This window comes from Dehalobacter sp. DCA (assembly GCF_000305775.1).
Lineage (GTDB): Bacteria > Bacillota > Desulfitobacteriia > Desulfitobacteriales > Syntrophobotulaceae > Dehalobacter > Dehalobacter alkaniphilus.
The window spans coordinates 2,625,450-2,645,995 of sequence record NC_018866.1 but is presented as its reverse complement, the minus strand read 5'-3'; the positions used below and the strand labels follow the sequence as shown (position 1 = coordinate 2,645,995).

23 protein-coding genes and 1 other annotated feature are annotated in these 20,546 nt (G+C 46.0%); of the genes, 19 read left to right on the top strand and 4 right to left on the bottom strand.

The features are described 5' to 3' along the window. Positions 1 to 220 precede the first annotated feature (220 nt). The 5 genes from minD (at position 221) to DHBDCA_RS12755 (ending at position 4,773) form a co-directional block, all read left to right on the top strand. Positions 221 to 1,015 (top strand): septum site-determining protein MinD, encoded by a 795-nt coding sequence (gene minD, locus DHBDCA_RS12775; RefSeq protein ID WP_015044642.1) that lies wholly within the window; start codon positions 221 to 223, stop codon positions 1,013 to 1,015. A gap of 26 nt (positions 1,016 to 1,041) precedes the next feature. Further along, positions 1,042 to 1,332 (top strand): cell division topological specificity factor MinE, encoded by a 291-nt coding sequence (gene minE / locus DHBDCA_RS12770; RefSeq protein WP_193352158.1) that lies wholly within the window; start codon positions 1,042 to 1,044, stop codon positions 1,330 to 1,332. Between the two features lie 424 nt (positions 1,333 to 1,756). Further along, the gene (gene rodA / locus DHBDCA_RS12765; protein ID WP_015044640.1) at positions 1,757 to 2,929 is read left to right on the top strand and encodes a rod shape-determining protein RodA; all 1,173 of its coding nucleotides are present in this window, start codon (positions 1,757 to 1,759) and stop codon (positions 2,927 to 2,929) included. Positions 2,930 to 3,087: 158 nt separating this feature from the next. After that, positions 3,088 to 3,837: a murein hydrolase activator EnvC family protein gene (locus DHBDCA_RS12760; protein WP_015044639.1), complete on the top strand. Its 750-nt coding sequence runs from the start codon at positions 3,088 to 3,090 to the stop codon at positions 3,835 to 3,837. Between the two features lie 78 nt (positions 3,838 to 3,915). Continuing rightward, positions 3,916 to 4,773, top strand: coding sequence for a M50 family metallopeptidase (locus tag DHBDCA_RS12755; RefSeq protein ID WP_015044638.1), 858 nt, complete (start codon positions 3,916 to 3,918; stop codon positions 4,771 to 4,773). 82 nt (positions 4,774 to 4,855) lie between these two features. Here DHBDCA_RS12755 and DHBDCA_RS12750 read toward each other — a convergent pair whose 3' ends face one another. Then, positions 4,856 to 5,404, bottom strand: coding sequence for a manganese catalase family protein (locus DHBDCA_RS12750; protein WP_015044637.1), 549 nt, complete (start codon positions 5,402 to 5,404; stop codon positions 4,856 to 4,858). A 175-nt stretch (positions 5,405 to 5,579) separates the two neighbouring features. Here DHBDCA_RS12750 and DHBDCA_RS12745 point away from each other — a divergent pair, with 175 nt between their 5' ends. Together DHBDCA_RS12745 and DHBDCA_RS12740 are read left to right on the top strand one after the other, a co-directional pair. After that, entirely contained in the window at positions 5,580 to 6,197 is a 618-nt protein-coding gene (locus tag DHBDCA_RS12745) for a methylated-DNA--[protein]-cysteine S-methyltransferase (RefSeq protein WP_051014062.1), read from the top strand. A 190-nt stretch (positions 6,198 to 6,387) separates the two neighbouring features. Next, positions 6,388 to 8,262, top strand: a complete 1,875-nt coding sequence (locus tag DHBDCA_RS12740; RefSeq protein ID WP_015044635.1) for a TIGR03960 family B12-binding radical SAM protein — start codon at positions 6,388 to 6,390, stop codon at positions 8,260 to 8,262. A gap of 13 nt (positions 8,263 to 8,275) precedes the next feature. Here the strand turns inward: DHBDCA_RS12740 and DHBDCA_RS12735 are convergent, their stop codons facing one another. Further along, positions 8,276 to 8,698 carry a DUF2935 domain-containing protein gene (locus DHBDCA_RS12735; RefSeq protein WP_015044634.1) on the bottom strand — a complete coding sequence of 141 codons (423 nt, stop codon included), beginning with the start codon at positions 8,696 to 8,698 and terminating at the stop codon, positions 8,276 to 8,278. Positions 8,699 to 8,833: 135 nt separating this feature from the next. Between DHBDCA_RS12735 and DHBDCA_RS12730 the strand changes: the two genes are divergently transcribed. From DHBDCA_RS12730 to leuS, 12 genes are all read left to right on the top strand, one after another. Then, positions 8,834 to 9,631 carry a TIGR03936 family radical SAM-associated protein gene (locus DHBDCA_RS12730; RefSeq protein WP_242824915.1) on the top strand — a complete coding sequence of 266 codons (798 nt, stop codon included), beginning with the start codon at positions 8,834 to 8,836 and terminating at the stop codon, positions 9,629 to 9,631. Positions 9,632 to 9,682: 51 nt separating this feature from the next. Further along, entirely contained in the window at positions 9,683 to 10,954 is a 1,272-nt protein-coding gene (locus tag DHBDCA_RS12725) for an Rne/Rng family ribonuclease (RefSeq protein WP_015044632.1), read from the top strand. Positions 10,955 to 11,113: 159 nt separating this feature from the next. Then, positions 11,114 to 11,425 carry a 50S ribosomal protein L21 gene (gene rplU / locus DHBDCA_RS12720; protein ID WP_015044631.1) on the top strand — a complete coding sequence of 104 codons (312 nt, stop codon included), beginning with the start codon at positions 11,114 to 11,116 and terminating at the stop codon, positions 11,423 to 11,425. Positions 11,426 to 11,475: 50 nt separating this feature from the next. Then, positions 11,476 to 11,751 carry a 50S ribosomal protein L27 gene (gene rpmA, locus DHBDCA_RS12715; RefSeq protein ID WP_015044630.1) on the top strand — a complete coding sequence of 92 codons (276 nt, stop codon included), beginning with the start codon at positions 11,476 to 11,478 and terminating at the stop codon, positions 11,749 to 11,751. Between the two features lie 76 nt (positions 11,752 to 11,827). Further along, positions 11,828 to 12,340: a Spo0B domain-containing protein gene (locus DHBDCA_RS12710; protein WP_015044629.1), complete on the top strand. Its 513-nt coding sequence runs from the start codon at positions 11,828 to 11,830 to the stop codon at positions 12,338 to 12,340. A 98-nt stretch (positions 12,341 to 12,438) separates the two neighbouring features. Further along, positions 12,439 to 13,716 carry a GTPase ObgE gene (gene obgE / locus DHBDCA_RS12705; RefSeq protein WP_015044628.1) on the top strand — a complete coding sequence of 426 codons (1,278 nt, stop codon included), beginning with the start codon at positions 12,439 to 12,441 and terminating at the stop codon, positions 13,714 to 13,716. A 1-nt stretch (position 13,717) separates the two neighbouring features. Beyond that, entirely contained in the window at positions 13,718 to 14,008 is a 291-nt protein-coding gene (gene yhbY, locus DHBDCA_RS12700; protein WP_015044627.1) for a ribosome assembly RNA-binding protein YhbY, read from the top strand. Between the two features lie 146 nt (positions 14,009 to 14,154). After that, complete coding sequence (gene nadD / locus DHBDCA_RS12695; RefSeq protein WP_015044626.1) at positions 14,155 to 14,796, top strand: nicotinate-nucleotide adenylyltransferase; 642 nt, start codon at positions 14,155 to 14,157, stop codon at positions 14,794 to 14,796. Between the two features lie 90 nt (positions 14,797 to 14,886). Next, the gene (locus DHBDCA_RS12690) at positions 14,887 to 15,141 is read left to right on the top strand and encodes an RNA recognition motif domain-containing protein (RefSeq protein ID WP_015044625.1); all 255 of its coding nucleotides are present in this window, start codon (positions 14,887 to 14,889) and stop codon (positions 15,139 to 15,141) included. Between the two features lie 302 nt (positions 15,142 to 15,443). Next, a complete protein-coding gene (gene yqeK, locus DHBDCA_RS12685) occupies positions 15,444 to 16,028 on the top strand; it encodes a bis(5'-nucleosyl)-tetraphosphatase (symmetrical) YqeK (protein ID WP_015044624.1) in 585 nt (194 codons plus the stop codon). A 3-nt stretch (positions 16,029 to 16,031) separates the two neighbouring features. Continuing rightward, positions 16,032 to 16,379 carry a ribosome silencing factor gene (gene rsfS / locus DHBDCA_RS12680; RefSeq protein ID WP_015044623.1) on the top strand — a complete coding sequence of 116 codons (348 nt, stop codon included), beginning with the start codon at positions 16,032 to 16,034 and terminating at the stop codon, positions 16,377 to 16,379. A 66-nt stretch (positions 16,380 to 16,445) separates the two neighbouring features. Beyond that, positions 16,446 to 16,640, top strand: a binding site (T-box leader). Between the two features lie 119 nt (positions 16,641 to 16,759). Continuing rightward, entirely contained in the window at positions 16,760 to 19,252 is a 2,493-nt protein-coding gene (gene leuS / locus DHBDCA_RS12675) for a leucine--tRNA ligase (protein ID WP_015044622.1), read from the top strand. Between the two features lie 6 nt (positions 19,253 to 19,258). Here leuS and DHBDCA_RS12670 read toward each other — a convergent pair whose 3' ends face one another. Together DHBDCA_RS12670 and DHBDCA_RS12665 are read right to left on the bottom strand one after the other, a co-directional pair. Continuing rightward, a complete protein-coding gene (locus DHBDCA_RS12670; protein ID WP_015044621.1) occupies positions 19,259 to 19,978 on the bottom strand; it encodes a type II toxin-antitoxin system Phd/YefM family antitoxin in 720 nt (239 codons plus the stop codon). Between the two features lie 234 nt (positions 19,979 to 20,212). After that, positions 20,213 to 20,509 (bottom strand): hypothetical protein, encoded by a 297-nt coding sequence (locus tag DHBDCA_RS12665; protein WP_242824914.1) that lies wholly within the window; start codon positions 20,507 to 20,509, stop codon positions 20,213 to 20,215. Positions 20,510 to 20,546 lie beyond the last annotated feature (37 nt).

Below are 20,546 nucleotides of genomic sequence, written 5' to 3'. Positions count from 1 at the left end.
TACCGGGGAATTTGATCCTCGGTTTTTTCTCTTTACGAAAGGAAAAGCAAAAGGGATTGTAGAATCTTCTTACACAGAAACAGATCAAAGCTTACGCTGGGCTAACAAGGTACTGGTTGAAATTCTGAAGAGGGGATTTATTTTTTACTTGGCAATGGAAAATTATAACTGAAATGTAAGACAATGCATTAATCATTTATGATGAAAGGCAGGCTTGGTTATGGGTGAAACAATTGTAGTAACTTCAGGGAAAGGTGGCGTAGGGAAAACTACTACAACAGCAAATTTGGGGACAGCCCTGGCTTTTGCCGGATTTAAAGTTGCATTGGTCGACACGGATATCGGCCTTCGCAATCTTGATGTTGTTATGGGCCTCGAGAATAGGATCGTCTATGATATTGTCGATGTTACAAGCGGCAGCTGCAGGATCAAACAAGCACTTATTAAGGACAAGCGGTTCAACAGCCTGCATCTGCTTCCGGCTGCTCAGACGAAAGACAAAACAGCAGTAAGCCCCGACGAGATGGAGGTTCTCTGCGAAGAGCTGCGTGAAGAATTTGATTATACGTTGATCGATTGTCCGGCTGGGATTGAGCAGGGCTTTTACAATGCAATCGCCGGTGCGGACAAAGCAATTGTCGTTACGACGCCGGAGGTCAGTGCTGTCCGCGATGCCGACAGAATTATCGGACTATTGGAAAGTTCGGATCTGCGTAATCCAAAACTAATTATTAACAGAATCAGACCACGGATGGTTAAACAAGGGGACATGATGGACATTGAGGATATCGTTGATATCTTGGCTATTGATCTTCTCGGTGTGGTACCGGAGGACGAGAAGATTATTGTATCGACCAACAGAGGAGAACCCGCAGTCATGGACGGCGTTTCCAAAGCGGGCGAAGCTTACCGGAGGATTGCACAGAGGGTAAGAGGCGAAGAAGTCCCATTAATGAACCTGGATGTATCAAATTCCCTGATGGATAAACTGAAAAATTTAGTTGGCATACGCTAGCCCTGCACTGGGGGGAGGTAATTATGTTGTGGGAATTATTATATCGTGTGCTGGGCAAGGACAATTCCGGAAGCCGTAGTCAGGCCAAAGATCGGCTGCGGCTGGTTCTGGTTCATGACCGTGCCACGATATCGCCCTACCTGATGAATCGCTTAAAAGAAGATCTGGTCAAGGTGATATCGAATTATATGGTGATTAACGAAGAGGGATTGGAGGTATACCTGAATCAAGATGAGAAGGAAGTCGCGCTGATGGCCAGTGTTCCTGTAAAGAAAATTAGAAGGGACTATATGGAGAGAACACAGTCGATTTCGTGAGTAAACTGCTCAAGTCAAACAAAAAGGAAGCATTGAGCTTCTTTTTTTGTGAACAAGACTTTACATGGATGTATCGGGACTTGAAGTTAAGGATTGATTTCAAAGTTTCAAGACGTAAAGTCCAAGGGTTTGTGGAAACGAGTCCAGGAACTCTTCTTATTTTGATGGTTAGCCTCCAATCAGGCCTGTCCCAAAATCGACACCAGTGTCGATTTTGAATGCGCATTCGAATTTGGGACAGGCTGTCTATATGAGGTTTGTCACACTCGTAAGCCTGGACGGCTGGAGTATGGAGTCGGGTCGGTATGAAGATGTTCAACGTATTTTAGTAAGAAAAAACCCATTACTTGTCAAGTTATCATTGTGAACGGAGAGATCTGTGATATAATCTTGGTTAGCAGTCTATATATGGAGTATCTCAGATATGATAAAGGAAAGAGATTGGAATTTTATCAGAGGTCTCGATCTTGGAATGGTCCTGGCAGTTGTGCTGCTTTTGGGGGCGAGCCTGCTGATCTTAAGCACGGCTTCCATTAATGTTATGGCGTCAGACCCGTATCATTATGTGAAAACTCAGGTGGTCTGGATCGCTACAGGAATTGTTCTTGCAGTCATTGTTGCGTTTACTGATTATGAAAACTATAAAAAGATCGGTATCTGGATCTACGCTTTCAATATATTCCTGCTTCTTCTCGTTTTTGCTTTTGGTTCTGAAGCGAAGGGTGCGCAGCGCTGGATACCTATCACCTCTACACAAAGCATTCAGCCCTCGGAATTTGCCAAAGTGCTGCTGATTGTTACGTTTGCCAGCTTTCTCAATGAGAGGGAAGGAAAACTGAATAATGTAAAGGATTTTATTCTACCCCTGCTGTTTGTACTGCCGCCTACTTTATTAATATTTCTTCAGCCTGATTTGGGGACTGCGATGGTGTTCGGGGCGATTTTCATTGGAATGATGTTTGTTGCCGGAGCGAATCCGATTAAATTTGGGGCGGTGATTGTCGGCTGCATTGGGGCGGCCATTGGTGCTGTTGCATTGCACTTAGCCACGAACCTTCCCGGACCGCTGAAATTTCTGGAAGGATTGCCGTTGCCTTTGAAAGATTATCAGATTAACCGGTTTATTGCTTTTCTGGATCCCGCCAAGGATACTTCTGGGGATGGATATCATGTTATTCAGTCGGTTTGGGCCATAGGTTCCGGAGGCATTTGGGGCAAAGGGTACCAGCAAGGCACCCAGGCCCAGTATAATTTTTTACCTGAGCATCATACAGACTTTATTTTTTCAGTTGTGGGCGAGGAATTTGGCTTTATCGGAACATCGATACTGTTGTTTATATTCTGCATCCTGCTTTTGCGGATGATTACCGTAGCCACCAAATCGAGAGACAGGTATGGGGTCCTGATTGTCTCCGGAGTCGTATCAATGATTGTTTTCCATGTTTTCATCAATGTTGGGATGGCTTCAGGAATCATGCCTGTCACCGGAATTCCTCTGCCGTTTATTACTTCCGGCGGCAGCTCGATGTGGGCAAATATGCTAGCGGTCGGGCTGGTCTTAAGCGTAAGTCGCAGAGGAGAACGACGAATGTTCTGACACCTTCAATGACAAAAGTTAACAAGCCATTATTCAAATCTGTAAAGAAATTTGTAAAAGAACATTTTCGTCAGGAAGATGTTCTTTTTTGCGTATTTGTTCATATTCTTTATTAGGGTTGTCTCCCTGAAGGAAAACCTTTATAAGGCGGTGGATGAATGGATCCGTTTGAGCGCTGGGATGACTGGGAATTTGAAAAGGCTGCCCGGGAGATCGGACGTGGTTACAGGGATGATCAGGAATATGTTAGGAGCAACTGGAAAGATCATCGGACTTATTTCAATAAAAAACCTTCCGGAGGTCTTTTGGCCGGTTGGAACGGCAGTCAGAAAAGAGTACTTCTTTCGGCTTTTTTGTTTTTAACGATTGTTTTCAGTGCCAGCGGAGAGGACTTTGTTTCCAAAGGCGTCTATGCTGTTTATCAAGGCGGTATGAGCAGTGGAAATATCTATGTGGCATTAAACACGATGGCAAAAGAAGCAATAGGCCTTCAGAACTCTGAAAGCCTGCCGGTGAATTCTGTAAAAGAAGAGATTTTTTATCCACCTGTAGCCGGAGCTGTCAAGGTGGCGTTTGAGAGCACAGATGAGGATGGGACGATCAGCAGCGGAATTGAAATTGAAAGTGCGCTGGGGACTGCTGTGCTCTGCCCCCAGGAAGGAGTTGTACTTGAAGTCAGTGAAAATGAAAAATTCGGAAAAGTGATACGGATCAACTTTGGCAATGGCTGGGAAGGCCTTTTGGGGAATTTTGGCGATATTAATGTTGAACGGGGTGAACCTGTTTCGATGGGGAAAAAATTGGGGACAGTCGGAGTCAGCTCAGCACGGGAAAAACCCTGGCTCTACCTAGAACTGCAAAAAGACGGTCAGCCGGTCGACCCCTTGACATACCTAATTCAGAACTAGTATATAAATTCAAAAATCCCGATTGTACTTAATACTTTTTAATCGATCTGCTAGGGATGGGAACAGAGGGGGATCAAGATGAAAGTTAAAGTTCACCCGACCTTTATCATTCTGTTAATCCTATGTATACTTGCCGGTCAGGTTGTCAGGGCGCTTCTAGTCTTTAGCCTGGTTATTGTTCATGAAGCCTGTCATATACTTGCTGCAAGAGGTTACGGGATCAGGTGTAGGAGTATCGAGCTCTATCCCTATGGGGGGACGGCCGTTCTTGACGACAGTTTTGAAGGAAAAAAGAAGGAGGAGACAATCATTGCTTTTGCTGGTCCAGCCGTCAATGTCGTGTTGTTCTTTTTCATTCAGATTCTTCGCGAAAACGGAACCTTAAGCGGAGCATGGGCGTTGGAATTTGCCAAAACGAATTTCTGGCTGGCAGCCTTTAACCTGCTTCCTGTTCTGCCGCTTGACGGCGGCAGAATTGTCCGTGGCCTGCTGGCGGGGTCTTTTGGTTTTGTCCCGACCACCCGGTTCCTGGCGGCAGCCGGTAAATGCCTTGGGGGTGCTTTTGTTTTCGCTGGTTTCCTGATGCAGGGAATGGGCTTCTATATTTATGAACCGGTTCTTTTTATTGTTCTTGGCATCTTTTTCTGGATTGGCAGCGGCAAAGAGCTGGACAATGCCAGAATTGTTTTTTTAAAGCAGCTCTGCCGCAAGAAAGAGCGTCTTTTGGCGCAGGGGCTGATGCCTGGAAGGAGTCTCGCGGTAAGTAGGGACACTGCGCTTAAACAGATTATTGATAAGTTTTCTGCTGATCATTTCAGTCTCGTCAGTGTAATGGGTAAAGACGATAAGATCGAAAGAACGCTAAGTGAGACTGAAGTTATCCAGGGCATGATGGATTTTGGACTCAATTGCATGGTCGGAAAATTAAAAGAATAAAAAAAGATCATATAGAATGGAATACTGTGGTAATGATCCAAAAGCATGTAAATATCATGCACCGGTAAATATAGAGAAGCATTCAGACTGGGAAGCTCATTCGGTATTCCCTGATTAATGTGCTAAAACTTCCTGGGGCAGCACCCTGAAGGATCATAGTTTGGGACTTTTTAAAAAGGTGTTTGTGGACATCCTCTCTGTCGCCCAGAAAGCGAATCATCTTTTTCAGACCAGGATCGCTGGTCATTGTCAAATGTGTGTCATAAAGCATTTTTGCGCGGATTTCAGCTTCAGCATCGGCCTGCAGCATCGCAGCAGGATCAAGGCTTTGATCGACATAGGTCAGGTTCCAGGGTATACCCTCGGAATTGACGTAGCAAAGTGGTGGTCCTCCAAGTCTGTTGATCGCCTCAGCAATCATCTCCATGTGGCTATGTTCTTCTGCTGCGATAAGACCTAATAACTCCCTTACAAAGTGGTTGGGCATATTAGCACGGTGATTCATATACTGGGTGGCGGCGGAGAACTCGCTATCTTTCCCGCCGTAATGTTCCAGCATGATCCGGCCGAACTGCGGGTCTGGATAATTGACTTCTACTGGAAATAACAGCGCATCGGCGTATTTGAACATAATTTTCCCTCCAATACTTCTTTTCACTTGCTTTCATACGAGCAATTACTGTATTATATTATCCTGTCTGAGAATTGGTCACTTTGTCTTTTCAACGCAAAGAGGGTTGGACTGGCAGACAGGTTGCAAATAGGTGAAGGGAGCTGGTACCCTGTCAACATACATGAAAACGAACATGACCTATACCTGCACGGTGAATACACCTCTTGGAAAAATGACAGCTGCGGCAGTCCAGAATGAGCTAAGCGGTTTATGGTTCATTGGCCAGAAGTATTATCCTGCTGTTACTTCCGGCTGGACAGAAAATTCGGAATATCCCGTTTTTGAAACGCTGCGTCGGCGGCTGGATTTTTATTTTTCGGGACAAGAAGGACAAGCTTGGGAAGAGGAACAGGCAGCAAGTACGGAAAGAAATGCGAAAGGTATCATGGCAGGTATTTCAGTCCCCAAAATGGATTTGTGTCTGGCTCCTGTGGGGACCGACTTCCAGAAGACTGTCTGGGAGATACTGCTGCAGATACCGTATGGGAAAGTCATAACTTACGGGGAAATTGCCCAACGTATTGCTCTGGTCCGGGGGTTAACAACGATGTCCGCTCAGGCGGTAGGCAGTGCAGTCGGGCATAATCCGATCTCCATTTTGATTCCGTGTCACCGCGTGATTGGCGGCAATGGAAAACTCACCGGTTATGCCGGCGGCCTGGACAAAAAGAAAGCCCTCCTGCGTCTGGAAGGTAGGTTTTTGCTTAAGAATAAGGTGCTGTGCTATAATAATTTATCCACAAATAAGTGATCCGTCTCCGTAATGTTATAGACAACGTCAAGCGGAGCAGGGATGCTGAGCGCGGCACACGAAGACTATGGATGGCCTAGTGTTATGATGCCATGGATGGCATAAAGGCAGGTCAAAGCCTTTATGCTGCCGAAAGCGTATATATTATGAAGACCTGCCCTGGATAAATAGGCTCAAGGGGGAAATACATATGAATCAGAAGGATCGTGAATGGATCCGCCAGAAACTCGGCCGGATTTTACCGCAGGTGATTAAGCCCGGTCGTTATGTCGGTGGTGAATGGAATATGATAAAAAAAGACTGGGAAAAGACAGATGTACGGGTGGCATTTGTCTTTCCTGATGTATATGAAGTCGGCATGTCCAATCTTGCGTTACGTATCCTGTACGGCCGCATCAATTCTTATGAAGAGTTTCTTTGTGAAAGGGCCTTTGCTCCATGGCCGGATATGGAAGAAAAATTAAAGCAGGGAGGAATCCCGCTTTACACACTGGAATCTTTTCGTCCTCTGCTGGATTTTGATGTGGTCGCTTTCACGCTGCAATATGAGCTCAGCTATACCAATTTATTAAATGTCCTAAAGCTCAGCGGGATACCGTTAAAATCCGAAGACAGAAAAAACGGGACGGAAAGTGGGGGTGCGTATCCCTTTATATTTGCCGGTGGTCCATGTGCCTACAATCCTGAACCTCTGGCGCCTTTTGTAGATTTCTTTTTCCTGGGGGAAGGGGAAGAACAATTTCCCGCAGTTCTTCACGTGATTCAGCAAGCCAGGAAAAACGGAAAACTGAAGGAAGCTATTCTGGTCGAACTGGCCCAGATTCAGGGAATCTATGTGCCGGGTTTTTATGAGGCCGAATACAAACCTGATGGTTCGATCCAGCAAATCACAGTCAGGGAAGGAATTTCTGAGACAGTCAGAAAGGCGGTGTTGCAGGACTTCAGCTCGGCCTACTTCCCGGAAAAAGTGATTGTCCCGTATACGGAGGCTATTCATGACAGGGTAATGCTTGAGGTCATGAGGGGTTGCACCAGGGGATGCCGCTTTTGTCAGGCCGGAATGATCTACAGGCCGCTTCGGGAACGGTCTCCTGAAGCATTGCTGGAACAGGCGGAGAAATCCATCAAGGCCACCGGTTATGAAGAAATCTCACTTGTTTCGCTGTCGACCAGTGATTATACTTGCATCAACGGTGTCCTTAAAGGTCTGATGGCTAAAATGGAACCCAAAGGGGTCAGTGTATCCCTTCCCTCACTCCGCCTGGATTCATTTGATGTTGAGATTGCCGAACAGGTCCAAAAAGTACGCAAATCCGGACTGACCTTTGCACCGGAAGCCGGAACCCAGCGCTTAAGGGATGTTATTAATAAAGGCGTAACGGAAGAGGATCTTTTAAGGACGGCAGAAGCATCCTTTAAAGGAGGATGGAGCAGTATCAAGCTGTATTATATGATTGGACTTCCGACCGAAACCTATGAGGACCTGGACGGAATCGTCGAACAGGCCAGAAAAGTCCTAGAGTTGTCCAGAAAACTTGGGAAACGCGGCTGCAGGATCACAGTTTCGGCAAGTTCATTTGTTCCCAAACCGCATACGCCTTTTCAATGGGCAGCACAGGATTCCATGGTGACTCTAAGAGAAAAACAGGAATACCTCCGCAAGAAACTGCGGGATTACCGGATCAAGTTTATCTACCACGATGTAGAAGCAAGCTTTCTGGAAGCCATATTTGCCAAGGGTGACCGCAAAGTTGCGGAGCTACTGGAATGGGCGGTTAACGCAGGTTGCAAATTTGACGGGTGGAGTGAGCATTTTCGGTATGATCTGTGGAAGCAGGGAATGGAGGAAATCGGCATTGACCCGCATTTCTATGCCAACAGGCGGATATCAGAGGATGAGATCCTTCCCTGGGACCATCTGAACTCAGGTGTCAAGAAATCTTACTTGCTTGAAGAATATAAAAAGGCCCTGACTGAAGCTGTTACACCTGATTGCCGGGAAAAATGCAGCCACTGCGGAGTCTGTCCGGATCTGGCCAGACCCGTAAAATTCAGTGCGCCTTAACTTTATACAGAACCTAGCCTTGACTGCAGATGGTCTGGGTGATCCCGATGAAATATTCAGATTCACGGATGATGTGTTTGATTACAGCTGCAGCAGTCGGATTCTTCTTGACTGCCTGACTCAAATCTAGAATTTCAAAAAGGAATTTTACAAACCGGCCGCTTTGTTCAAGAGAAAAGCTGATCAGACGAAGAGCCTGATCGGCGACAACCGGTTGCGTATTGCCATATCTGACCAATGTTTCAGTGAGCTGCACAACCTGGCTATGCGTCCTTGTCAGAGACTGTTCCCATTCTTTAAGTTCTCCGACAAATTTTCTTTCTAGATCCGGCACGATTTCCCGGATGACGTTCGTATGCTCATATTCCTGGTGTTTCCAGAAGTTGGCCTCATCCAGCAATCTTAGCGGCGTCTGTTCGCCAGAAGAAAATTGCATTGAAATCCCTCCTCGTTTACAAGTAATGTATTCGGCTTTTTTACAAACATGCCGGAATAAAGAAAGGCTTTACAACAAAGCTTTGGAAGATAGCTCTGATATTTTTATCTTGGAAAGATTGGAAAAGAGGCGGTTATGATGAAGATAAGGCTGGCCTACACCAAGAAAGGTGAAGCCCGGTATATTGCGCATCTAGATTTAACCAGAATGTTGGACAGGGCCCTGCGCAGAGCCCAAATTGAAGTGGCTTTTTCCGAAGGATTCAATCCTCATCCAAAGATTGCTTTTGGTCCCCCTTTGCCAGTCGGTGTGGAAGGAGAACAGGAATATGTCGATATCGAAGTCAAAGAGAATAAAGAACAAGAAAAGGAAGCTATTCGGGAAGAAGCTGGAGAAACAACAGAAGTCGGAGCATGTGATATTGGGAATATCGTTGAGCGGCTTCAGAGCCAGTTGCCCGAGGGCATAAAAATCATAGGCGCTGGGATCGCAGTAAAGGGAAGCAAGGCACTGATGGCTGTGATTAATCTTGCCAGATACCGGACCGAAGCGCTTCTCCTTCGTCCGGTCGAGGCAGAAGAACTCCGTAAAGCTTGCCGGAACTGGCTGAACAGGGACGAAGCAACAGGGATTCGCTATCAGCAGGGCAAAAAAATAGAGCGGAATATTCGTCCGTTTGTTAAAAACATGACACTGATTTCTGAAGAAGGGGTTATTTCTGCGGATGCTCAGAATCATCAGGTACAACTGCGCCTGGATATTATTACCGGAAACGCTGGTTCAGTCCGGCCGGTTGAAATCCTGGAAAGTCTAAAAAACATGGAAGGACTTCCGGTAGATATTTCAGGTGTAACGACAACAAGGGAAGGCCTGTTTATCGAACAGTCCGATGGGGCGCTCAGAAACCCACTCGAAGTGATCGCGACGATATAGTGTCATCTTAGAAATTTGGATTTGATACTAAGCCTGAAAGCAGGGATAAGATTGAAAGAGATTGTCATTACCACTGAGGATCATCGGATGAGGGCTGCGGTACTGGAAGAGGGTAGACTGGCAGAAGTCCTAGATGATTCCGGAAGAGAATCCCGTTTGGCCGGCAATATCTACAAGGGGAAGGTCAGTAATATTGTTACAGGCATACAGGCTGCTTTCATCGATATTGGGCTCGAGAAGAATGCCTTCCTCTATGCAGGGGATATTGTCAATCCAGAATATGTCCAGGTGCAAAATGTACCCGGATCGCCGGTGCCATTGATCGAAAGCCTCTTAAAAGAAGGCCAGGAGGTGATTGTTCAGGTCACCCGGGAAGCTGTCGGTAATAAAGGAGCCAGAGTTACGACCAATCTTTCACTGCCCGGGCGTTTTGTGGTACTCTTGCCCGGGAATCGCGGATATTTGGGGATTTCACGTAAAATAACGGAGGAAACAGAAAGAGAACGTCTTAATCAACTTGCCCAGAATCTCAGCATTGAGAATGCTGGTCTGATTGTCCGGACGATGGCGGAAGGCGTCGCGGAAAAAGAACTGGCTGATGATATTGAAAAGATTTTAGAAATCAATCAGACCTTAACGGAAAGAATCAAAAGCAAGTCTGGCAAGGGACTGATTTACAGCAGCAGCGACCCATTGTCCCGTCTTTTAAGGGAAACGATCGACGAAGAGGTAACCAGGGTTATTACCGATGACGGGGAAATGACTGAGCTGCTCCGGACAAAGCTCAGGGAAGTCAGATGCTCGGTTTCCGGGAAAATATGGACTGACTTTAAAGGGAATTTGTTTGAACGCTATCATATCGGCGATGAAATCCTGAAAGCATTAAAACCCAAGGTTCCGCTCGAAAGCGGAGGCTATCTGGTGATTGAACAGACTGAAGCCCTGACCGCCATTGACGTCAACTCCGGAAAATACACTGGAGAAAGCTCCTTGCAGCATACTCTGCTGAGTCTGAATATGGAGGCTGCTTCAGAAATATCCAGGCAGATAAGACTTAGAAACCTTAGCGGGATTATTATCGTCGATTTTATTGACATGGAACAAAATGAGGATTGGAATCAGCTGCTGGAAATGCTGGAAAAGTCTTTTAAACAGGATAAGGTCAAATGTAAAGTAGTGGGCCGCACCAGGCTGGGGCTAGTTGAGGTAACACGCAAAAAAGAAGGTCAGACCTTAGCTGCCAGAAACACCGAAAAATGCCGGGAGTGCGGCGGAAAAGGCTGGCACGAGAGAAGAGCGAGAGAAGAACCAATTGAACTGTAGGATCAACTGATTGACGAATATAAGGAAAAATGCTAAAATGTTAGAACGTGGTGGCTTCTCACCACAACCGCACTTATTAGGTATGAACTGGTTTCTTGCCGTTTAAGCGGCAGCGGGCTGACCTACGCAGGCGAGTCTGGGACTGGGAGGTGTAGTAAAATGTATGTAATTATCGAAACAGGAGGCAAACAGTACAGAGTCAAGGAAGGCGATGTCGTCAATGTTGAAAAACTTGATGTAGCTGTCGGCCAGGTTCTCGACCTGAATCAGGTACTGCTTGTTGAAAAAGATGGTAATGTAACGGTTGGAGCTCCAGTTGTTGACGGCGTGACAGTTGTCGCAAAAGTTCTGGAACAGGGCAAAGGCGACAAAGTCATTGCATTCCGTTATAAACCCAAAAAACACGTTCGTGTTAAAAAAGGCCATCGTCAGCCTTACACGAAGCTTTCAATTGAAACAATCAATGCTTAATGGTTGAAATTAGAATACGATCAGCATGTTCTTTTTAGGAGGTGATCTTCATGGCCCACAAGAAAGGTGTAGGAAGTACACGAAACGGCAGAGACAGTAATGCGCAAAGACTCGGAGTCAAACGCTCTGACGGACAGTACGTTTTGGCAGGAAATATTCTTGTTCGCCAACGTGGAACCAAACTCCATCCTGGCAAAAACTGCGGCATCGGCAAAGATGATACGCTGTTCGCGCTCACAGATGGTTACGTAAAGTTCGAACGCAAAGATAAATTCCGCAAGCAGGTAAGTGTTCATGCGGAAAACGGGATTACTCAAGCCCAATAACAGATTACACGTCATACCCCTGGGTTAGCCCGGGGGTATGTTTTATTGTTAATTATCTTTGGTGAGGAGAAGAAAAATGGTCAATCTTGATAAAAAGATCCTTTATGAGCAGTTGGATAATTTCCAGATCCTTCGGCATGATTTTCTGAATTATTTTCAGGTCATCAAGGGGTATTTGCAGCTGAATATGCCGGACAAAGCGTTGGCTTATATTGATGAAGTCCTGGTGGAGATTCGGCCGCAGCAAGATATTTACAAGATTGGCCAAAAAACACTGCTTGGGATTCTCCTGGGATGGTATTTTAAGCTGCGTCTGAAAGGTGCAGAATTTGTGTTGGATTTTCCTCCGGAAATGAAAAAAGAAGAATTTTGGCTTGATCATTGGCAGGAAGAATATGCCCTGAGTTTTTCTGGATACACTAAAGACTGTTTAGACCTATTCGTGCAGGGAGATCAGGATGTTGAAACATTAACAGCAAAAATCCAGTTCGGCGTTGTCGACGGAGGATTTTCCTGCGAATTCAGACTATATAAAGAAGACAATCTTTTTGAGCAGAATGTATATTCCCCAGTCTATCAGAAAGCATGAGTTACTTTCTGATAGGTCTAAGCGCAGCTAAGGCTGACGCCAAAGGCTTGGCGCCAGCCAAGTTTTCTTTAGAAAAATCCGAATGAAGGGGTTAACGAATGTTTTATGATCGCGCAAAAATATATGTAAAAGCTGGAGACGGTGGAGCAGGAGCTGTATCTTTCCGCAGGGAGAAGTATGTCCCGTTGGGAGGGCCTAATGGCGGAGACGGCGGCCGTGGCGGGGATATCATCCTCGAAGCGGATGAGGGCCTGCGGACCCTGGTGGATTTCCGCTATCGCCGCCATTATAAGGCAGACCGCGGCGAACACGGGCAAGGCAAGGATATGCACGGGAAAGGAGCAGAAAACCTGGTGTTGCGTATACCGGCGGGAACGATAATCAAAAATGAAGGTACAGGCGAAATTTTGGCTGATCTTACCCGGCATGGGCAAAGGGTCACCATTGCCAAAGGCGGCCGCGGCGGCCGTGGAAATGCCCGTTTTATGAGTAATACAAACAAGGCTCCTACAGTGGCGGAGCGCGGAGAACCAGGGGAAGAGCTTTGGCTTCTGTTTGAACTGAAGCTTCTGGCAGATGTCGGCCTGGTCGGATTCCCAAACGTCGGAAAATCCACACTGATCTCGAGGGTATCGGCTGCCCGTCCAAAAATCGCAGACTATCATTTCACGACCCTGGTACCAAATCTTGGCGTCGTTCAGGTAGAGGATGAGAGTTTTGTCATGGCGGATATCCCGGGAATTATCGAAGGGGCTCATTCCGGCGCAGGACTTGGACATGAATTTCTGCGTCATATCGAGCGTACCAGACTGCTTCTTCATATCCTGGACATTTCAGGTTCCGAGGGCAGAGACCCGCTGGAAGACTTTAAAATCATCAACCAGGAACTCAAACTGCACAGTCCAGCTCTTGCTGAAAGGCCGATGCTGGTTGTTCCGAACAAAATTGATGTTAACGGTTCCGAGGAGAACCTCCGGCGTCTTCACGAGGAATTTGGGGATGCCTATGAAATCTACCCAATTTCGGCGGTAACCGGAGAGGGAATCGATAAATTACTGCACAAGATGATACAAATTCTTCCTGAAGTACCGCTGATTGGACTTTCAGCTGATCCTGATGAACATCGCATGGTTCAGGTCCAAAGCGAGGACAGATTTGTCATTACGCGTGAAGACGGCATGTATATCATTACAGGCAAAGAGATTGAAAGACATGCGGCGATGGCCTACCTCGATACGGATGACGGTATCATGCGCTTCCAGAATATCCTTAAAGTGATGGGAGTCGACGATGCACTGAAGGAACAGGGGATCAAAGAAGGCAATAAAGTATCGATCGGAAAGTTGGAGTTGGAATGGTCGGAGGGAGGACAATAGCATGCTGACAGGCAAACAGAAAAGGTTTTTAAGGGCTATGGGGAATGAAATGGAACCCATTTTAATCGTTGGCAAAGATGAAATTACAGATAATATGATTAAACAGGCCGCCGATGCGTTGGAGGCAAGAGAGCTGATTAAAGGACGGGCGCTCCAGAATTGTGCCGATGACCCGAAAAATATCGCCTCCGGGCTGGCCGAAGCTACCCGTTCAGAATTGGTTCAGGTGATCGGGCGGAATTTTCTGCTCTATCGGAAGGCCAGCGAAAAACCAAAAATAGAGCTGCCCTGACCTATCTTTCTGGTAAGTGAGGACAATTTGCAGGCGGGATATTTCTCAGCATATTTTACTTAAGTATTCTCCTGAGATCAGTCTCCGTAATGTATAGACAGCGTTACGGAGACTTGCCTTAATAATAAAAATTTAGGAGATAAATAATGGAACGGAGTGTTCGAGAGTCAATCGCTGGCGGATGCCGGATTGGCATCATGGGAGGAACGTTTAATCCAATTCATTACGGCCATCTGGTGGCTGCGGAGACAGCCAGGGTCGAATTTGCGCTTGATAAGGTCTTATTCATCCCCACAGGCATTCCTCCGCATAAAGTCGATCACCAGATTGCAAATTCGGATCTGCGTTTTGCAATGGTCGAAATATCTATCCGCGACAATGAGGATTTTATTGCATCCAGAATTGAGATCGACAGGGAAGGCCCTTCATACACCTATGACACCTTAAAAGCCCTGCATCTGTTGTTCCCCGAACAGGAACTTTTTTTTATCACCGGTTCGGATGCGCTCCGGGATATTTTGAGCTGGAGGGAAGCAGAAGGAATTATTGGAATATCCAAAATTATCGGGGCTTCAAGACCGGGGTATGAAATTGGTGGTTTTTTGGGAGAATTATTTGACAGATATCCTTATGCCCAAAACAGAATATTCGAGATGGAAATTCCCGCTCTGGCTATATCTTCGACAGATATCAGAAAAAGGATCTGGAATAACAAGTCTATTCGTTATTTGCTTCCAGAAGAAGTACGGCGTTTCATCATAGAAAATAATATTTACATCAGTAAATAAACATTTGACTTCCGATAGGATTGTATACTATAGTAATAGTTGTTTCATACTATAAACAAAATAAACAAAATTATTTTAGAGGTGAATTCCATGACAAAAACCCTGTACGTGGGCAATCTCCCCTGGAGTACGACTTCAGAGGAACTGACTGAGTACTTTGCTCGGTTTGGCAATGTAATCGGCAGCAGAATCATTACCGACAGAGAAACCGGTCGCTCAAGAGGCTTTGGCTTTGTAGAAGTTGCTTCAGAGGATGCCGAGCGCTTAGCAGAAGAACTTAACGGTAGCGAGTTCAATGACCGTTCATTGACAGTAAACGAAGCGAGACCTCGCCAAACTGTCTAATGTTTTTGGTTAGGGGTTTCTGTTAAGATAAATTCTGATCTTTAATGAGTCGTAGGACTCTATATAAATAGCACATGAAGAATCCTGGTTTATCTTACATTTTCGGACCCTGGACCCGAGAGAATACGGTACAGCAAACTGTACCGTATTCTTGTATGACGCCCATGGGTGGCCTAATGCCGCGATGTCCATGGAAGGGTGAAGCGTTAAATAGCTTTTACGGTGCAGCGTTACTAAGGATGGTATAAAGCTGCCGGCGCCATGGATGGCAAGGAGCGGTAAAATAAGAGAGGTTGAACGTTGTGAACGACCGGCTGGAATATTTCAGAACTTTAGCCTCACAAAAACTTTCGCTGGAAAGATTTCAGCACACGCTTGGGGTAGAGGCTCTGGCCGTGGAACTTGCCCCGAAGTTCGGTGTAAAAGAGGGAGACGCGGGTTTAGCTGCGCTTACCCATGACCTGGCTAAGGAGTATATTTATTTAGAGCAGCTGAAAAAAGCCCGGGAATGGAACCTTATTCTTTATCCGGAAGATCTGGAAATTCCCCAGGTCATTCACGGAAGAGTCGCAGCGTATATGCTGCGGAACCTTTACGCCATAAAAAACGAGGATGTCCTGAATGCGGTTGCGAATCATACCTTGGGGAGACCGGGTATGTCCCCTCTGGAAATGTTGATTTACAGTGCCGATCTCACGGAACCCGGGAGGGATTTTCCCGGTGTAGACAAGCTTCGTCAGAAGTTGTATTATGACCTTATGACAGGTACACTGGCTTGTGTGGAGCATACCTTGTGCTATCTGAAGGAGAACAATAAACCGATTCATCCGCTGACGATTCTGATGTATGAAGATTTGAAAAATGGAAAAGCGTCTAAAGGAGGTTAGAATTTGGAAATAAGTCATGACCAGTTGCAGAAAGTAGTTGACTTTATTGACGATAAAAGAGGCAGAAATATTCTGACCCTTGACTTAAAGGGAATATCCGTCATTGCAGATTATTTTATGATTGCCACGGGAAACAGCACGACTCAGACCAAAGCAATTACCGAGTACCTTGCAGAAAAATTACCCGAGATCGGGCTTTCGGTCTTAAGGATAGAAGGGCTTCCTGAAGCTCAGTGGGTGCTGATCGACTGTGGTGATCTGGTTATACATATTATGACACCAGATACCAGAGAGTTTTATAGTCTGGAAAGACTGTGGGGCGATGCCCGGGAAGTCGTATTAGATAATTGATTTTTAATTCTATATAGAATTAAAATTAAACGATTGAATAATTAATTTGGATATCCAATCTAATATTTTTACGCTTTGAAGGAAAGCAGTACCTGAAAGGGATGGATCAGAGAGACGGCGGTTGGTGTGAGCCGTTTTCACCAGGCGGGGAACTCGTTCCTGAGCAGTGTCCGGGCAGCAACGGATGCCGGTGAGAACCGTTATAATCTTTAAGCGCACAGAATTAGGGTGGTACCGCGGGAGCAAACTCTCGTCCCTTGGGGATGGGGGTTTTTATCTATTTTTGGACTAGTAATATCTACCAGAAGAATGAACATTTGAAACATAAGGCAGAACAACTAAAGGCTGTTCTGTTGGAAAGAACTTTGGAGGTCGGATCTATGCAGGAAAGATATTTGTTCAACGAGATTGAGTCAAAATGGCAGAAAGCCTGGCTGGAGAACAAAGCAGGAAAAACTGAGGAGAATAACGGTAAAGAAAAGTTCTATGCACTTGCCATGTTTCCATACCCATCTGGAAACTTACATATGGGACATGTCCGCAATTATTCGATCGTTGATGTGATTGCCCGCTTCAAAAGGATGCAGGGCTATGATGTGCTGCACCCGATTGGCTGGGATGCCTTCGGCCTTCCCGCTGAAAACGCCGCGATCAAGCATCAGACACCGCCGGCAGAGTGGACCTGGAAAAATATTGCGAACATGAAGCGACAGCTTCAGGAAATGGGTATTTCCTACGATTGGGATAGAGAAGTTGCTACCTGCCACCCCGAGTATTACCGCTGGACGCAATGGATTTTTAATCAGTTCTATAAACATGGTTTGGTCTATAAGAAGAAGGCCGCTGTAAACTGGTGCCCGTCCTGCGCGACAGTGTTGGCTAACGAACAGGTCGTGGACGGTGCCTGCGAGCGCTGCGACACACCTGTTACCAAAAAAGATCTTGAACAATGGTTTTTCAAGATTACGGATTATTCAGAACAGCTCTTAAACGACCTCGATAAGCTCACCGGCTGGCCGGAGAAAGTAAAAACCATGCAGCGCAACTGGATTGGCCGCTCTGAAGGAGCCGAAGCCAAATTTAAAATTGAAGGCACCACAGATATGATCACTGTATTCACAACCAGAGTCGATACGATTTTTGGCGTGAGCTATGTGGTTCTTGCCCCGGAACATCCGCTGGTTACACAGCTCGTCAAAGGAACACAGTATGAACAAGGTGTGCTCGCTTTTATTGAGAAGATGAAAGGCTTGAACGAAATTGCGAGAACCTCATCGGAAGCAGAAAAAGAAGGGATGTTTATCGGACACTACTGCATCAACCCATTAAGCGGAGAAAGGATCCCGATCTGGATTGCCAATTACGTTCTTCTCGAATATGGAACCGGGGCTGTTATGGGGGTCCCGGGACATGATGAAAGAGATTTTGCCTTTGCCGGGAAGTACGGTCTGCCAATTGCGAGAGTCATTCTTGATCCTAAAGTTTCCGCTGCAGATAAAGATATGCCGATGAAAGAAGCTTATATTGAAGACGGGACCATGGTCAACTCCCTTGATTTTGACGGACTGGATAACCGGACGGCCTGGGACAGGATGGCTGCCAAACTGGAAAAGCTGCAGCTTGGTGAGCGTAAAATCAATTACCGCCTTAGAGACTGGCTGATTTCCCGTCAGCGCTATTGGGGTGCGCCTATTCCGATGATTTACTGTGATACGTGCGGCGTTGTGCCTGTGCCGGATGATCAGCTGCCGGTGCTGCTGCCCGATGATGTCGTGTTCAAGGCCGGTGAGAATCCGCTGACCACTTCCCAGAGCTTTGTGCAGACAACTTGTACGAAGTGCGGAGGCCCTGCCAGAAGAGAAACCGATACGATGGACACCTTCATGTGCTCTTCGTGGTACTATCTGAGGTATTGTGACCCGCGGAATCCGGATAAGGCTTTTGACGAGAAAAACACGGCCAAATGGATGAACGTCGACCAGTATGTCGGCGGTGTTGAGCATGCGATCCTGCATCTGCTCTATTCACGCTTTTTTACTAAAGCCCTGAGAGATTTTGGCTACCTCCAGGTGGATGAGCCGTTTGCGAATCTGCTTACCCAGGGAATGGTCTGCATGGACGGTTCCAAGATGTCCAAATCCAAAGGAAATGTCGTCAGCCCTGAGGAGATCATCAGCAAATATGGTGCAGACACGGCCAGAATGTTCATTCTGTTTGCTGCCCCGCCTGAACGGGATCTGGAGTGGAGCGAACAGGGTGTTGAAGGTTGCTATCGCTTTTTAAACCGTGTCTGGCGGCTTATTGTCCAGTATCAAGCTGCCTTGGCTTCTGCAGGAAATGGCAGTACCGCACGTGAATCCTTCGCGGAGCTCGATGCCAAAGCCAAACAAATGCGTTTTACCACACACAGTGCCATCAGGAAGGTTACCAATGATGTCGGCAGCAGATTTAATTTCAATACCGCGATCAGTTCCATTATGGAATTGGTTAACGCACTTTACCTGTATAAAGAAGAAAAGGATGCCAACCTGGCCGTTGCCAGAGAAGGCATTGAAACACTGCTGAAGATCTTGGCACCGTTTGCCCCGCATATCACCGAAGAGCTCTGGGCAGAACTTGGAAACACCGAAAGCATTCATAAACAGGCCTGGCCCATTGAAGATGAGACGGCGCTGATCGAAGAGGAGATCACGATTATTCTCCAGGTAAACGGAAAAGTTCGCGACAAGGTTCAGGTCCCAGCCGAAATTTCTAAAGAGGAACTGGAAAAGATGATTCTGTCTTCAGAAAAAGTCAAACAGCACCTTGAAGGAAAAACCGTCATCAAAGTGATCACGGTTCTGGGTAAACTGGTGAATATCGTTGTGAGGTAAGACGGTTTAAGAAAATAGCTGTTCAAGAGGGACAGACAAGCCTTCAAAATATAGAGACTTGATCGTATCGCTGCTCTGATAAACGCGGTATTCCCTGATGTCCTGTTCGGCAAAGCAGTATAAATAGACTTCCTTGCGCCAGGGATTCACAATCCAATATTCCGATATACCGGCCTGCAGATATAAATTTAGTTTTTTCAGCAGGTCTTTTTTCTGTGTCGAATCGGACAATACTTCAAGAACCAGGGCAGGTACGCCGGTATACCTGCCTTTTTCATTGATATTTTCAGTATCGCAAATCACAATCATATCAGGCTGGACAACATTTTTATTGTCACTGACTGAAAGGGTTACGTCGAACGGAGAAGTCAGCGGACGGCATTTCTTGCCTTTGAAATAGTTGTACAGGACATTGGATATTTCCATGATGATGCACTGGTGGTCATAAGTAGGCGAAGCCAAAAGGTAGACCTCTCCGTCAATATACTCGTAGCGGTTTTCACTTGATTCAGAGAGCATTAAAAAGTCTTCATACGTGATCTTTTCTTGGTCCCAGGAATAGCTTTCAGCTCTTTCAGCAACGACTGAAACATCTTTTCCGGGATCCTCATAGCGTCTAACAACTACTGTTTTTTTGCCGTTTTTCGTGATAATAATGTCTTCAAACCAGGCTAGCTTCAGATAACGGCCAAAATTATTCTGGGCTTCAGTTGAGGTAATTTCCATTAGAGCACCTCCGCATTAGCTAATATAAAAAATTAGCTAATGCAATTGTAACATATTTACCAATTGTGTCAAATTAAAATATACAGTTAAAACCAGCCACGATTCAAATAGAGAATCGTGGCTGGTTTGCCACGGACAATGACACACGAAGTGCCTGGTGTCAACACGTTAGGGATAACAAAGTGTTCAACTGGCCTAATGCTGCGGTGCAATTCAGAAGATCAGAATGAGCAATTAATAATAAGGGTATGGCCTGTAAGGCCCGTACGGATAGGGGCCATAAGCAGAACGGGAACCGTAGGCCAGGCCTGCGCCGTAAGCAAAAGGAATACTCAGTGCTAAAGCGGCTATAGCCAGGAATGGAAGAAATAGAAATCCTGGGTTATTGGAATGAAACAAAATACCGTCCTGACGGACTTCAACAATTTGTCCGTGGTAGGTTTTACCGTCAAAGAGACTTACTGTGGCCTGATTCCCTGCATAAGGAGCAACAAGTTCATAATTTAAATGGGTTCCTCTAAATAATGTCATTGGGAGCAAGAGCACCTCCTTGTAAAAATTTGCCAGT

Bases quoted from the DNA above. Each gene is read 5' to 3' on its own strand.
- DHBDCA_RS12735 (WP_015044634.1), bottom strand. From the start codon at position 8,698: ATGCAATTTTCTTCTGGCGAACAGACGCCGCTAAGATTGCTGGATGAG.
- rplU (WP_015044631.1), top strand. From the start codon at position 11,114: ATGTATGTAATTATCGAAACAGGAGGCAAACAGTACAGAGTCAAGGAA.
- nadD (WP_015044626.1), top strand. From the start codon at position 14,155: ATGGAACGGAGTGTTCGAGAGTCAATCGCTGGCGGATGCCGGATTGGC.
- rpmA (WP_015044630.1), top strand. From the start codon at position 11,476: ATGGCCCACAAGAAAGGTGTAGGAAGTACACGAAACGGCAGAGACAGT.
- DHBDCA_RS12710 (WP_015044629.1), top strand. From the start codon at position 11,828: ATGGTCAATCTTGATAAAAAGATCCTTTATGAGCAGTTGGATAATTTC.
- DHBDCA_RS12760 (WP_015044639.1), top strand. From the start codon at position 3,088: ATGGATCCGTTTGAGCGCTGGGATGACTGGGAATTTGAAAAGGCTGCC.
- DHBDCA_RS12730 (WP_242824915.1), top strand. From the start codon at position 8,834: ATGATGAAGATAAGGCTGGCCTACACCAAGAAAGGTGAAGCCCGGTAT.
- rodA (WP_015044640.1), top strand. From the start codon at position 1,757: ATGATAAAGGAAAGAGATTGGAATTTTATCAGAGGTCTCGATCTTGGA.
- DHBDCA_RS12690 (WP_015044625.1), top strand. From the start codon at position 14,887: ATGACAAAAACCCTGTACGTGGGCAATCTCCCCTGGAGTACGACTTCA.
- obgE (WP_015044628.1), top strand. From the start codon at position 12,439: ATGTTTTATGATCGCGCAAAAATATATGTAAAAGCTGGAGACGGTGGA.
- DHBDCA_RS12750 (WP_015044637.1), bottom strand. From the start codon at position 5,404: ATGTTCAAATACGCCGATGCGCTGTTATTTCCAGTAGAAGTCAATTAT.
- DHBDCA_RS12740 (WP_015044635.1), top strand. From the start codon at position 6,388: ATGAATCAGAAGGATCGTGAATGGATCCGCCAGAAACTCGGCCGGATT.
- DHBDCA_RS12670 (WP_015044621.1), bottom strand. From the start codon at position 19,978: ATGGAAATTACCTCAACTGAAGCCCAGAATAATTTTGGCCGTTATCTG.
- leuS (WP_015044622.1), top strand. From the start codon at position 16,760: ATGCAGGAAAGATATTTGTTCAACGAGATTGAGTCAAAATGGCAGAAA.
- minD (WP_015044642.1), top strand. From the start codon at position 221: ATGGGTGAAACAATTGTAGTAACTTCAGGGAAAGGTGGCGTAGGGAAA.
- DHBDCA_RS12745 (WP_051014062.1), top strand. From the start codon at position 5,580: ATGACCTATACCTGCACGGTGAATACACCTCTTGGAAAAATGACAGCT.
- DHBDCA_RS12755 (WP_015044638.1), top strand. From the start codon at position 3,916: ATGAAAGTTAAAGTTCACCCGACCTTTATCATTCTGTTAATCCTATGT.
- yhbY (WP_015044627.1), top strand. From the start codon at position 13,718: ATGCTGACAGGCAAACAGAAAAGGTTTTTAAGGGCTATGGGGAATGAA.
- DHBDCA_RS12665 (WP_242824914.1), bottom strand. From the start codon at position 20,509: ATGACATTATTTAGAGGAACCCATTTAAATTATGAACTTGTTGCTCCT.